We start from the raw sequence: 13,514 nt of genomic DNA, 5'->3' as shown, positions 1-13,514 counted from the left end.
ACAATTCTCTTTTCAGCCAAAACCTTGTCGAGTTTCTGCAAGTCGCCGAAACTACTATCGGCTTTTGTAGTTTGTAGCGGTATTACAGCTTCATTAAGCGATGAGATCAAGTTTTTCTGTGCTGTTACGTTTAAGCAGGATAGACATAGTAAGAATATAAAACAAATAGTGAAATGCTGATTTTTATTTGGCATCATAAAAGGCAGGTGATAAATTTGATAACAAGTTTACAAATAAAATATCCATAGTGTCCGATAAAAGATAAGCCGAAACCGCCCTTTAGTCAAAACAATAATGCTTCTTTTACCCTATAAAAATTGGTGTTCCCATCCATTTAAATAAACCAAATGTTTATCAATTTTTAGGTGATAAAAGAAGCATAGAAAACATATTGAACAAAATTTAAACAGGTGCTATGATTTGAATTATTTTTATGGCACGTGGTAAAAGTAATGGTATTTTCAGGATTAAGATGGCTTGTCAGAGCGATTTTCGATCTTGAAACGTATCGAAAACTTCATGATTTTATGGCATAAAAGAAGCATTTATACTGAAAAAACTTTGGTGCCGAATATTTGGCAGTACTATTATTGGCTTATCCTCCACATTCTTAATCCTTTTAATAATTTTGCTGCTGATTAAACACACTCATTTTTAACCGATAAAAGAAGCATGGCCATTATAGGTGAACTCATTAAATCAGCAATAGAATTTACCGACAAGTTTGTAAAAGACCCGGACCCCATCGAAGCCCAAAAACAAGTGCTGGAAGATTTATTAGAAACCGCTGCCGATACCGCTTTTGGCCGCCATTACGATTTTGAAGCGATTTTGAACAGCGAAAACGCTGTAAAAGCTTTTGCCCAAACCGTTCCCGTTTTTGATTACGACAAGCTGTACAAAGAATGGTGGCATTTGGTAATCGAAGGGAAAAACGATATTACCTGGCCGGGCAGCACGCCTTATCTGGCTTTAAGCAGCGGCACTACCAGCGCCAGCAAGCAAATCCCGGTTACCGATGATATGTTGGCTGCCATTCGCCGTTCGGGTTTGCAGCAGGTTGCCGCACTGGCCAATTTTGATTTGCCGCCAGCTTTCTTCGAAAAACAAATTTTGATGCTGGGCAGCAGCATGGATTTAAAAGATATCAACGGGCATTTGGCCGGCGAGATCAGCGGCATCAGCGCCAGCAAAATCCCGTTTTGGTTCCGCGGTTATTATAAACCGGGAAAAGATATTGCCAATATTGATGACTTTGATGAACGTATCAAAGAGATTGCCAAGCAGGCTGCCGATTGGGACATTGGCAGTTTATCGGGCATTCCGGCCTGGATGGAACTGATGCTGAAAGAAGTGATCAGTTATCATAAACTCAACAACATCCACGACATCTGGCCAAACCTTGCTGTGTACACAACCGGCGGCGTTGCTTTTGAACCTTATAAAAAAAGCTTTGAAAAGCTGTTGGCGCACCCATTGGTTTACATTGATACTTACCTCGCTTCCGAAGGTTTTTTGGCGATGCAAAAGCGGCCGGACACTGCGGCAATGGCTTTGGTGGTTGACAACGGCATTTATTTTGAGTTTGTGCCTTTTGAAGAAAAAAACTTGAACGAAGACGGAACCATTGCCGAAAACGCCGAAATTTTAACTTTGGCAGATGTGGAAGCTGATAAAGAATATGTGCTGCTGATTTCGACCGTTGCCGGGGCGTGGCGTTATATGATCGGCGATACGGTGATGTTTACCGATTTAAACCGGCACGAAATCAGGATCAGCGGGCGCACAAAGCATTATTCAAATGTGGCCGGCGAACAGCTTTCGGTGATCCAGATGAACGCTGCCATTCAGGAAATGGAAAAGCAGTTTAACGTTTGCATCCACGAATTTATCGCTTCAACCATTCATCGCGGAGGAGAATTTGTCCAGCAATGGTACATCAGCACAGATAAAGATTTAGATAAAAATGCGGTGGCAAAAGCCTTAGACGAGAACCTCCGCCAAAACAACAAAAACTACAACGTTGCCCGAACGCGCGCTTTAAAAGGTGTGGAAGTAGAACCAGTTCCGGTGGAAGTTTTTTACAAATGGAGCGAAGAAAATAAAAAGCTGGGTGGCCAGGTTAAAATTCCGCGGGTGATGAAAGAAGAACAGTTTTTGGAATTTGAAGGCTTTGTTAAAAGCCAAATTTGATTTTTTTGGGACAAGCTTTGTCATGCTGAATTTATTTCGGCATCCCCACAGGATTGATGCTTCTTTTATCGGCATAAAATCAGTGATTAGAGGGATGCCGAAATAAGTGCGGCATGACAAAGCAAAACGTTCAACCTTTAAATCGGCTTTTTAATCTTTTTAATTAAATCCATAATTTGTTGCGGCGAAAGGTAAAGCCGTTTGATCCTTTCTTTGTAGGCCAAAGGCAGATCGCCATTGTTGAGGATAAAGTTTTTAGTCGCCAGGATGTAAGTACCTAAACCATGGTTTACGGCATAAGTATCGGCGTTGCGCTCGGCCTGCATCAAAAAACGGTCAGAACATAAATATTCGACCCCAAAAAGCAGCATTTGCCAGTTGTTGCGTCGGCTGTAATCCATCACATGGCCTAATTCGTGCCCAAACCAGCCTGTCAAAATATCCTGCGGCACATTTTGGATCGGCATCGAACGGTGCACCATTACAAAACGCGGGTTTATTTTGATGATATAAGTCCGGTTATTTTGCCCTCGAAAAAACGATTTCAAAACCGGTTGCGACAGCATGATGGATTTGCTGGTGTTTGGGTCGAATACAAAATCAATCGGCGTATCTTTCAGTTCGGGATAAAAAGACAAAGCTTTGATGATTTCCGGCTCAACAACTTTCGGAATGGTTTTATGCTGATAAAAAACGTTGAGCGTTTTGGCACCTGTTGATTGCGCAGGTTTGGAAGAGAAATAATGGATGGCATAAACAAAAATACCGGTTAAAAACAGTAGCAATGCAATGACGGAAACGGCTTTAAAACGCATGCTGGCACAACAGCTTTTCAAAAAAAAGGTTCTCCCGGAATTTTTATCTGGATGAAAGACCTGTAAAACCATCACGGTCATGCCTACACAAATTTTTAACCGATAAAAGAAGCATTTAAATTTACAGGCTTCTTCTTCCCTTAAACCTGATGGCAAATAGGCCGGCAGCAATAATATTTAATTTAAAATTAAAACCATCCGGGCAATTGCAGGTTTTTTTTGTGGGAAAGTTTTAAATAACAACCCAATTTTCATCGTCTCAGCAGCTTCTTTTTGTGATGGTATGGTAAATCCGTTTTCGGATTATTTACAAAACCATCGGTACATGCCCAACTGATTTACAACACAATCAATTTTATTATAAATTTTAACCAACCCGTTTATTATGTTTTATCATGACAAGAAACTACAGTACCAAGTACGTGTAGAAAAACCAAACCCGGCGTATGCCAAATTATTACAACAGGCTATTGGCGGTATCGAAGGCGAAATCCGGGTATGTTTGCAATATCTTTTCCAGGCTTGGGGCTCGCGCGGCGAAACCAAATACCGCGACATGTTATTAGAAACCGGCACCGAAGAAATTTCGCACATTGAAATGTTGAGCACGGCTGTTGCTTTAAATTTGGAAGGCGCCACCAAGGATTTGAAAGACCAAATTGCAGGCTCTAACCCAATTGTGGGCAGCATTATGGGCGGCATGGACCCGCGGCATATTTTGTCTGCAGGTTTATCTGCTATGGCTGTGGATAGCAATGGTGTACCTTTTAACGGCTCCTGGGTGGTTGGGAGCGGCAATATTGTTGCTGATATGTATGCCAATGTGATGGCAGAAACAACCGGCCGTGTATTGGCAACCCGGTTGTGGGAATTAACGGACGACCCCGGCATGAAAGATATGCTTGCCTTTTTAATTGCCCGCGATACAATGCACCAAAACCAGTGGCTGGCCGTGATCGAAGATTTAGGCGGTGTAAAAAACAACCTTCCGGTTCCAAATTCCTTCCCGATGATGGAAGAAGTACGGGCGTTCGAGTATGCTTTTATCTCCACCGATATTAACAAACCACAGCCGCCCAACGCACGCTGGGCAAGCGGCCCTTCTATTGACGGCAAAGGCGAGTTCAGTTTTGTTTATGCTTCGCCGATGGGACAAGAACCTAAATTAGGGCCGCCGGATCTGCAAGGACATGCACAAACACAACAAGTAAAAGGCGCAGTTGCCGATAAAAGTATCCTTGAAAATATTAAAGATACTTTATTGCCATAACACCAATTTTATGGTGCTAAAAGAAGCATTGGGCATTACGCCGGATGCTTCTTTTAGCACCTGTTTTTTATCCAATAAAAACTGACAGTTTAGCTTTTTTGCATTATGGCGAAACATTCTAAAGGAAAAGTATGGGGCTGGGTAGGCGGTGTTTTGCTTGTTTTATTATTGGCCGGATACGCGGGCTGGCATTTTTTAAAGAAAAACCTGGCCAACCCTAAAAATACAGCGGCAAAAGAAGCAATCACAGATCAATTGAAAAAGTTGGTAACCGAAGCCAGCGACAGCCTTTACCATATTGAGTACGACCGATTTGAAGTCAATATTGATGCCGGAAAAGGACTGATCACCAACTTTAAGCTGCTGCCTGATTCGGCCGTTTACCTACGGTTATTGGCTGTACGAAAAGCACCAAACGATGTGATGCGGATTGTTGCCGATAGTTTGATTTTAGACCAATTTGGTTTTGCCAAAACACCGCAAGGAAGGCGGTTTAACATTGCGGGCATCACGATGAAGCACCCACAAATTCGGATTGTTAACAAACGGCTTTCTTACAACGATACGGTCAATGCCGAAAAAGCTGCGCACCCGCCAGCTTTGGTTAAAATGATGAAAGGGCTTTTGAAGATCACTTCGATCCAAAGATTGAACATCAATAACCTGAATTTCACTTTTGTAAATCAGAACGAAAGCAAGGAGAAAATCACTTCGTTAAAACGCCTCAATATTTTGATGGATGGTTTTACCTGCGATAAACTGACCAATCCAAAAGACACTTCTAAAAAAACGATGTTTGCCAAAGTGCAGCTTTGCCGCATTTCTACGCCGGATAGTTTGTACCGTTTGAGTTTCAAAAACATCTATTTTTCTCCGGAACAAAAAATGATGTCGGTAAACGAAGTATCGCTGGTTCCGCGATTGGACAAAGTTGCTTTTTATAAAGCGGCCAAATTTGATAAAGACCGCATCCATTTGATTTATAATGATATGGTGATGCGGAATATTGATATCAAACATTTTTTGCAGCGGCAGGAAATACACATTGGTTCTGCAACTATTGCCAGCAGTTGGGGCGAGGTTTTTAACAATTACAACTCGCCAAAACGGACACCGCCACTTCGCCCGGAACCTTTTCCGCACCAAAAACTACAACAATTGGCTTTTGATATCACGATAGATACCATGAAAATGCACAAAGGTTATTTCAAATATGTGATCGCGGCGCAAAAATCCGAAGAAAACGCAACCTTGTTTTTAACAAATTCGGAAGGCCTGTTCCTCAACATTACCAATAATACGGCGGCAAAAAAACACAACCCTTATGCGTTTGTAATTATGCACGCCAAAATGATGGGTGCCGGCGATACGCACGTGAGCTATAAATTTAACCTGGCTAGCAAAAACGGCGCGTTTAGCAATACGGTGCAAATGGGGCCGATGGACGGAACAGCGCTAAACCCATTGGCAAAACCGCTGGCGATGATGGCCATTCAATCGGCAAAAATCAATAAAATGCTGATGCACATTGATGCGAACGACCACGGGGCAAAAGGCAATTTGGATTTATATTATACCAACATGAAAGTGGCTTTATTAAAGCACGACGACAAGAACAACGACCTGAAAAAGCGTGGCCTGCTTTCTTTTTTGACCAACACTTTTATGCCGAACGACAACCCGAAAAAGAACGGCAAGTTTAGAAAAGGGCCGATCAATGTTACGCGCGGGCCGCGGGAATCTTTCTTCGGATTGTTGTATAAATGTTCGATGGATGGCATGTCATCTGCCATAATGGGTTTCGATCAGCATAAACAAAAACCGAACGAAAACATCGTGATCAAAGCATTGCAGAAGAAAAACCATTAGCCAATACTGTTTTTACCACACTAATTTTTATGTGGTAAAAGAAGCATGGCCAGTTCTTCTTTCAAATCAAAACTCCCCTAAAACAAAACAGGCAGTTTCCGAAATTGGACAACTGCCTGTTTTGTTTAAATACTGTTCTGCTGCTTTTTCTCAACATTATCCTCAGCATCTGCACCGCCGCCGCCCGAATGATCTTTGCGGTGTTTGCTTTCTTTTTTGCTCACGCTTGGCGCGCCTTTTTGCTTGCTTTGCTGGCTATCGCCTTTGTTTTTGGTTTTGGTGCCGTCTGTTCCTTGGTCGGCAACGTTTGTTTTAGTACTCATAATTCAAAAATTAATTAGTAAAACATTTAAAACTATTGTTTTAACTACAACTAAAAACTGCGCCATAGGTTTGCAAAATCACTAAACGTACAATTAATCGTTTTTGGGTTCAATTTTGTCCTGTCCGTTACATTTTAAAGCGGTTTGGTTTGCGTTGGTTCATTCGGTTTATTACTTTGACAACAAAGCAGCTTGAAGCAAAAAACACTTTTATAAAACTTGCTTTAAACGGTTCATTTCCAACATATAACCAACACCAAGCATAACCAGCATGACCACATCTACAATCAATTGTGCGGGCAGTTGTCCCGGATGTGCAAATTCGGGGTCAATCAGTGCCGTGCCCGGAAATAAAATCGCGCCTGCCTGTGTTATCCAATAAAAGCTTGCTAAAATAACTGACAGCCTAAGCATGGTTATTTTGTCGCCTTTTTGAAGCCAAAGAACATAAAGCGACAACAGGCCAATCATTGTGCCGAGCAGCATGGTTTGTGCATTATGAAATTTGGCATGCGGCGGCCAGCGGGGATTGTAAATGTGCGTTTTGTTCCAGTCGAAAATGTAAGACCCTGCCGTTGCCCAAATGGCCACCAGCGTAATGAGTATTTTGCCGATTGAAATTGATTTCATTATTGCTTGTTTAATTAATATGCCTAAAATTGATTTTTGTATCCATGATCTTCTTAGCAGCTAAAGTATCAATTAATGGAGGCTTTAAAATTTGACCCGGCCAAAAACCCCGTTACTTGACACTGATTTTATGGTGATAAAAGAAGCATCGGCAGTAATGGTTAACTTTATAAAAGGCAATAAGTTGTAAATTATTTGCAACAAAAGAAACGGCTACAACAATCAAAGAAACGGCTACAACAAACAATCAGGAAGTACCGACACTTGTACAGTAAACAAAAAACAATCATTTATGAAAATCATCGTAACAGGTTCTTTAGGGAACATCAGCAAGCCGCTAACAGAAGAATTGGTGCAAAAAGGACATGCCGTAACCGTCATCAGCAGCAAAGCCGAAAAACAAAAAGAGATTGAAGCATTGGGGGCTACTGCTGCCATTGGTTCGTTGGAAGATGCCGGTTTTCTTACAGCTACATTTAGCGGTGCCGATGCAGTTTATTGCATGGTTCCGCCGAACAATTACTTCGACCCAAACTTTGATTTGATGGCGTTTTACCAAAAATTAGGAAATAATTATGCAGAAGCCATTAGGCAATCAGGCGTTAAACGGGTAGTCAACCTCAGCACTTTTGGTGCGCATTTAGATAAGGGGAATGGGATTTTATTGGGAGCACACCAGGTAGAGCAAATTTTGAACGGACTGCCGGAGGAAATCTCGATAACGCACATGCGCCCTACTTCTTTTTATTACAATTTATTGAGTTATGCACCGATGATAAAATCGGCAAGGATTATCGCGGCAAATTATGGCGCGGCAGATGTAATTCCCTGGGTTTCTCCAATTGATATTGCCGCTGCCGTTGCCGAAGAAATTGATGCTTCTTTTACCGGCAGAAAAATACATTATGTAGCCAGTGAAGAACTTACCGGAAACGAAACTGCCCGGATTTTGGGTGAGGCCATTGGAAAACCTGATTTAAAATGGGTGCTGATTTCCGATGAAGAAGCAGAAAAAGGATTGCTTGGCGTAGGGATAAGCCCAAAAATTGCTGCCGGTTTAACCGAAATGTACGCTGGCCTGCACAGCGGTTTAATAGCAGAAGATTATAACCGCCATAAACCAACCGAAATGGGCAAAGTAAAGCTCAAGGATTTTGTAAAGGAAGCTGCTGCTGCTTTTGAATAAAATTATCTATCTTGTAATATGGCAAGCAACCAACCTTTCCGCATAAAAACGATAAGCGAATACCACCAGTTGATGGGCCTTCCGAAACCGGAACACCCTTTAATTAGTGTGATCAATTTTGAATCAATCAAACGTTTGCCTTACAAAGAATCCATCAGTATCATCTTTGATTTTTATTCCATCTCGCTCAAAAAGGATTTCAATGCAAAGATGAAATACGGGCAGCAGGAATACGATTTTGATGAAGGCATCATGTTTTTTATTTCGCCGGGACAGGTTTTAGGAATTGAAGTTGGCAAAGGTACAAGCATCAAACATACGGGTTGGATGCTGCTCGTCCATCCCGATTTTTTGTGGAACACGCCGCTTGCCAAAAAAATAAAGCAGTACGAATATTTTAGTTATTCGGTGCACGAGGCTTTGTTTTTGTCGGAAAAAGAGGAAACTACGATCATCGGCATGATGCAAAACATGGAGCAGGAATACTGTGCCAACATGGATAAATTTAGCCAGGATATTATCATTGCTCAATTTGAATTATTGCTGAATTATGCCGACCGTTTTTACCATCGCCAATTCCTGACCCGGAAAATTACGAACCATGGTATTTTGAATCGTTTGGAGGAAATCTTGTCTGAAAACTTTAAAAGCGAAGCCATTGCAAAACACGGTTTGCCTGCTGTTGCCGATGTTGCCCAAGCCTTAAACATTTCGCCCAATTATTTAAGCGCGATGCTGAAAGTACTGACCGGGCAAAGCACCCAGCAACACATCCACGAAAAACTGATCGAGAAAGCAAAAGAAAAACTATCCACCACCGGGTTATCCATCAGCGAAATTGCTTATGAATTAGGTTTCGAGCATTCGCAGTCTTTCAGCAAATTGTTTAAAAGCAAAACCAACCTTTCGCCTTTGGAATTTAGAAATGCTTTTAACTGACCTTAAATTTATACCGGTAAAAACAGCATCGGTTTTTAACGCTGCAAACTGATACTGTTTTTACTTGCTTTAAATTATCAAATCACCGCTTCGGCAAACCGTTCCATTTCTTCCAATTGCGGGCTGCATTGCAACAGAAAAAAGTTGACACCAACGTTTTCAAATTCGCCAATCCGGTCTTGCACTTGTGCCGGTGTCCCGGTCAGTCCGGTCCGTAAGCCACGGTTTGAAACCGAGTAATCCTGCAAAGAAACTTGCTGCTCCAATTGCGTACCCGAAAGCCATTGCTGGTAGTTTTTATAACCGGCGCTTCCCTCCTGCACGTTGGTGATGCGGTCTAATTCCTTTTTTACGCCTGCTTCGGTATCGCGGATTATGCTGTAAGCGGCAACGCCAAACTGCATCGGCGGCAAACTTTTTTTCTCGCGGCGTTCGCTCAAATCGGCAATACGGGCGGCAATACGTTCGGGCGAATCGCCGTGCATCACATAACCATCACAAGTGGAAGCGATCAAATCTTTCGCCGCTTCTGATTCTCCGCCTGCATAAATTGGCGGCCGCGGCTGGGTAACCGGTTTAGGCTGCAGCACGTTGTCTTTTACCTGGTAATATTTTCCCTGGAAACTGTAATGGTCTTTCTTCCAAACGTTGTCCAAAACTTCCAGCCACTCGGCCGAACGCGCATAACGGTCGTCGTGCTGCTCGAAATGCACGCCGTACTTTTCCGCCTCGTCTTTCCACCAGGAAGAAACCAGGTTTAAAGAAACGCGGCCGTTGCTGATGTGGTCAATGTTGGCAGCCGCTTTGGCCAGCAACGCCGGGTTATGAAAAGTTGGCCGAACGGCAACCATCAGTTCCTGCTTGTTGGTTACGGCAGCCAAAGCCGCCGCGGTTGACCATGCATCCAACGACGGCGCTTCTTCACCTTTAATATCATTTAAATTGAGTTCGGCAATCAAAGCCAAATCGAAACCAATTTCTTCGCTGCGGATGGCCAAACGTTTTACATAATCCCAACTGGCCTGCATTTGCTCGTCTGCCACATTGCGCAGCCAGCCGCCAAAAACAGGCATCCAATATCCGTATCTCATCTTATTAATATGCTTTTTCTATGGGTTGCAATTCGGCTACCTGCTGTTCTAAAAAATCAACCAATCTTTCGTGCGGGTCAAAACCGATTACGTTTTTGGCATCGGCAACAAAGTTGGACAATGCGTTCACATCGTAATACAACACTTCGCCGTCGCGGTCATCAATCATGTATTCAATTCCGCCCACATCAATTTTACTGCGCTGCATTAGCAATTCTACCTTTTGAATGATGTTATCCGAAGGCGTAAACGCTTCCACTTTCAAACCGTTTTTTGGCGCATCCAAAGCGCAGGCGTTGCGTACCAGTTCTTGACCGGTTGTGGTTTGACAAGCATCAGCCGGACAAAGGTTAAACGTTTCGCCGGTAACGTAAACGCGGATGGCATACAAAAACTTTCCGCCTAAAGTTTCTACCCGTGTGATGTAACCGCCGCGCGCCGGAACAAATTCCTGAACCAAAGCCGTATGGTCCACGCCAAAATCTACCTGGTTATTTTTAATGGCTTCACGTACTTCTTCTATCGAATTAAATTTTTCAATCCCCGCACCGCTGCCGCCGATATTTGCCTTGACCACAATCGGGAAACGTAATCCTTCCGCAGCCGCTTCAATTTGCGAAACATGGTTTACCACATGTGATTTCGGATATTTGATGCCCAATTGCTGCATCAGCATCAACTGTAAAGCTTTGGAAGTTTCGTAGGTAAAAGCCTGATAACCATTGATGACCCGAACGCTATGCGTTTCTAAATGCTTTAAATAATTGAGTGTATAAAATGTGCCCTGGATGCCGTTTCGCAAATAAGCCGACGGACTCATCCGGTTAAAAAACAAATCGAAGGCCGGTTTTTCTTCCTCTATGGCAAAAAAATGCTGTGTCGGGTTTACGGTTTGAAAAGGGATGCCGCGCTTTTTCAGCTCGGCCAGCAAAGGTTTAAACCAGTCTGGGTGTTCGTGGGATATGATAAATGGGTTCATAGCGTTTTTGATTGATGAGCAGCAAATTTAAAGCTACAATTAACAATAACGTTTAGCGCAAACGAAGATGATGTATTAATGATTTTACAATCCATCTTGTTTTAGAAAGATAACGGGAAGTACAAAATAATCAGAATGGATGCTTCTTTTATGCACCTTTTTTCTGTCTGTATTTTTGAAGAAATGCAAAAAAAGGGGCCGAAATTAACCGCGCCCCTTTTCAAAAAAACACTGCAAATAAGGCTTTTTGTTTAAGTTGAACTATGTTTTAAATTGATATTATCGTACGATGTTCAATTTTGGCCGTTTAAAATCTTCCTGACCTGGTTCTTGTTCTGCCGCAGGTGATGATTTTAAAATATGGGTATAATAATAAGCCATTCCTTTTGATGTGATCGAAGCCTCCACCCGCAAATACCGGGTTGCACTTGCGCTTTTTGCTTTGATAAACATGCCGACATCGCCATGCAGTTCAATCAATCCTTTGTAATACAATTCGTTCAAAACCACCGACTTGTACTTGGCAAAAAACAAATTGATGCTCAAAACAAGATATGGGTTTCTGACATCTGTATTGCGGTAAGGAACTGGGTTGTTGATGATCAATTGAAGGATTTGGTTGCGCAAAGGGGCGAAATTAAACATGGTTTTAGCAGGATGTTTTTATTGTTTGAATAAGCCATTTCCAATAAAAATGCCAGCAGAAAAACCCAACCGCCAATGCTTCTTTTACCAGGCAAAAATTGGTGAAGAAATTTTCAGGATGATTTTCCAAGAAAGAAAAAACAAGCTTTTCAATTTCTTCCGACATTAAATTGATTTTGTAGATTGAATGAATTATTGCGGGAAAAGCAAAAGCAGTTTTTTAAACCAATGAAAAAGATCTTCCGGAAAAAAGCAAAACACAACCAGCAGCAACAACCGGTGGGGAGTTTTGGGGAAGAAAAACGACTTCTAAAAATCCACAAGTTGCGGAAACAGGCATCAAGGTTTTTTAACGGATAAAAACCTTGCTTCTAAACACATCAAAAGTTCGGGTACGGTAATGGTTTTACACTTCCTGTAAAACCTTGTCAACATGAAAAAATACCTACTTCTTTTCTTACTTTTTACCGCTTGCAAAGCACAAAAAACATACACTTTTAAACCGGGAGATACGGTTAAAGTACACCATACCAAGTTTTTAATTTTGGATTACAACAAAAGCCGCAAAGGGCTTTTTTACAATGCCCAGGATTTAAAGCGCGGTTTTTTTGTTGAATATTTTTCTCAGGAACGGTTGAAAGGCGTAAAGTAATTTCCCCGCAAAAAAACAGTATCGGCAGGAAAATTTTTGGTTAAGAAATATATTTTGAAGAAAAATTACGGGTGAAGCAATGCTGTTTTTACCGGATAAAAATTGGTGTCAGGTTTGCTGCACCAACTGGTTTAAACTGATCAGATTTTTAACCGCATCGCCGGCCGTGTTATTAAAATAAACGAAAACGCTTTTGCCCTCTTCTTGCCAGCTTTTGATATATTGGGCATATTCGCTCAAAAAATCATCGTCGTAACCGTCTTTGTAATTGCCGCCCGGCCCATGAAAACGGAGGTAAACAAAGTCCAAATCATTTTCTAAAAACGGCGTTGCCGAAGCGGGCATATCCTGCAAAACCAAACCGGCCTTGTATTGATCCAACAAACGGTAAACCGCCTCGTTGTACCACGAACGGTTGCGAAACTCCACAGCCGGTTTCCATTCCTGCTGCGGGTCGGCTTCTTTAATCACACTTAATAATTTTTCTAATTGCGGCAAACTTGTAGCGGTCAAACTTGGCGGAAACTGCACCAGCAAACATCCTTTTTTTGTTCCTGCCAAAGCAATGGTTTGGATGAAACGGACAACATCTTCCGGTTTAAAATCCAAGCCTTTGTTGTGCGTAATTTCCCGCCAAAGTTTAAAGGTAAACTTGAAATCTTCCGGCACGCTTTCCGCCCAGTTTGCAACCGTTTTGGCCATCGGGATTTTGTAAAACGAACTGTTGATTTCGATGCTGTTAAATATGGAAGCATAAAAAGTTAACCGGCTTTTATCCTGAAATTGCGGCGGAAAAGCAGCTTTATTAGGGACCGGCAAAACCAAACCACTCGTACCCGAATACAATTTTCCTGTTTCTGTTTCTTCCATTTCTTTTGGTTTTAGGTTGAAGCCCGATGCTTCTTTTACCGGCATAAATTTA

15 protein-coding genes are annotated in these 13,514 nt (G+C 42.1%); 7 read left to right on the top strand and 8 right to left on the bottom strand.

What is annotated here, in order from left to right:
• The coding region (locus Q0192_RS10870; protein WP_299289508.1) for a hypothetical protein at nt 1-197 on the bottom strand (197 nt) is incomplete at its 3' end.
• Nucleotides 198-672: 475 nt separating this feature from the next.
• On the opposite strand from Q0192_RS10870, the gene Q0192_RS10865 reads away from it, so the two are divergent.
• Entirely contained in the window at nt 673-2,193 is a 1,521-nt protein-coding gene (locus tag Q0192_RS10865; protein WP_299289507.1) for a GH3 auxin-responsive promoter family protein, read from the top strand.
• 137 nt (nt 2,194-2,330) lie between these two features.
• On the opposite strand, the gene Q0192_RS10860 is transcribed toward Q0192_RS10865, so the two are convergent.
• Nucleotides 2,331-3,008, bottom strand: a complete 678-nt coding sequence (locus tag Q0192_RS10860) for a hypothetical protein (protein ID WP_299289506.1) — start codon at nt 3,006-3,008, stop codon at nt 2,331-2,333.
• 385 nt (nt 3,009-3,393) lie between these two features.
• Here Q0192_RS10860 and Q0192_RS10855 point away from each other — a divergent pair, with 385 nt between their 5' ends.
• Complete coding sequence (locus Q0192_RS10855) at nt 3,394-4,278, top strand: manganese catalase family protein (protein ID WP_299289505.1); 885 nt, start codon at nt 3,394-3,396, stop codon at nt 4,276-4,278.
• Between the two features lie 105 nt (nt 4,279-4,383).
• Nucleotides 4,384-6,147: a hypothetical protein gene (locus Q0192_RS10850; RefSeq protein ID WP_299289504.1), complete on the top strand. Its 1,764-nt coding sequence runs from the start codon at nt 4,384-4,386 to the stop codon at nt 6,145-6,147.
• A gap of 125 nt (nt 6,148-6,272) precedes the next feature.
• On the opposite strand, the gene Q0192_RS10845 is transcribed toward Q0192_RS10850, so the two are convergent.
• The gene (locus Q0192_RS10845; protein ID WP_299289503.1) at nt 6,273-6,470 is read right to left on the bottom strand and encodes a hypothetical protein; all 198 of its coding nucleotides are present in this window, start codon (nt 6,468-6,470) and stop codon (nt 6,273-6,275) included.
• 210 nt (nt 6,471-6,680) lie between these two features.
• Complete coding sequence (locus Q0192_RS10840) at nt 6,681-7,100, bottom strand: DUF6640 family protein (protein ID WP_299289502.1); 420 nt, start codon at nt 7,098-7,100, stop codon at nt 6,681-6,683.
• Nucleotides 7,101-7,392: 292 nt separating this feature from the next.
• Here Q0192_RS10840 and Q0192_RS10835 point away from each other — a divergent pair, with 292 nt between their 5' ends.
• Entirely contained in the window at nt 7,393-8,286 is an 894-nt protein-coding gene (locus Q0192_RS10835) for an NmrA family NAD(P)-binding protein (RefSeq protein WP_299289501.1), read from the top strand.
• Nucleotides 8,287-8,304: 18 nt separating this feature from the next.
• Nucleotides 8,305-9,225, top strand: coding sequence for a helix-turn-helix transcriptional regulator (locus Q0192_RS10830; protein WP_299289500.1), 921 nt, complete (start codon nt 8,305-8,307; stop codon nt 9,223-9,225).
• A 77-nt stretch (nt 9,226-9,302) separates the two neighbouring features.
• Here the strand turns inward: Q0192_RS10830 and Q0192_RS10825 are convergent, their stop codons facing one another.
• The 3 genes from Q0192_RS10825 to Q0192_RS10815 form a co-directional block, all read right to left on the bottom strand.
• A complete protein-coding gene (locus tag Q0192_RS10825) occupies nt 9,303-10,316 on the bottom strand; it encodes an LLM class flavin-dependent oxidoreductase (RefSeq protein ID WP_299289499.1) in 1,014 nt (337 codons plus the stop codon).
• Between the two features lie 4 nt (nt 10,317-10,320).
• On the bottom strand, nt 10,321-11,295 hold the full coding sequence (locus Q0192_RS10820) for an ATP-grasp domain-containing protein (protein ID WP_299289498.1): 975 nt from the start codon (nt 11,293-11,295) through the stop codon (nt 10,321-10,323).
• 279 nt (nt 11,296-11,574) lie between these two features.
• Nucleotides 11,575-11,940, bottom strand: a complete 366-nt coding sequence (locus Q0192_RS10815) for a hypothetical protein (protein WP_299289497.1) — start codon at nt 11,938-11,940, stop codon at nt 11,575-11,577.
• Nucleotides 11,941-12,168: 228 nt separating this feature from the next.
• Here Q0192_RS10815 and Q0192_RS10810 point away from each other — a divergent pair, with 228 nt between their 5' ends.
• Together Q0192_RS10810 and Q0192_RS10805 are read left to right on the top strand one after the other, a co-directional pair.
• Nucleotides 12,169-12,300, top strand: a complete 132-nt coding sequence (locus Q0192_RS10810) for a hypothetical protein (RefSeq protein WP_299289496.1) — start codon at nt 12,169-12,171, stop codon at nt 12,298-12,300.
• A 73-nt stretch (nt 12,301-12,373) separates the two neighbouring features.
• Nucleotides 12,374-12,592, top strand: a complete 219-nt coding sequence (locus Q0192_RS10805; RefSeq protein ID WP_299289495.1) for a hypothetical protein — start codon at nt 12,374-12,376, stop codon at nt 12,590-12,592.
• A gap of 108 nt (nt 12,593-12,700) precedes the next feature.
• Here the strand turns inward: Q0192_RS10805 and Q0192_RS10800 are convergent, their stop codons facing one another.
• Nucleotides 12,701-13,507: a DUF72 domain-containing protein gene (locus tag Q0192_RS10800; RefSeq protein ID WP_299289494.1), complete on the bottom strand. Its 807-nt coding sequence runs from the start codon at nt 13,505-13,507 to the stop codon at nt 12,701-12,703.
• Nucleotides 13,508-13,514 lie beyond the last annotated feature (7 nt).

Source organism: uncultured Mucilaginibacter sp., assembly GCF_937859865.1.
Lineage (GTDB): Bacteria > Bacteroidota > Bacteroidia > Sphingobacteriales > Sphingobacteriaceae > Mucilaginibacter_A.
This window is presented reverse-complemented; position numbering and strand designations above follow the sequence as displayed.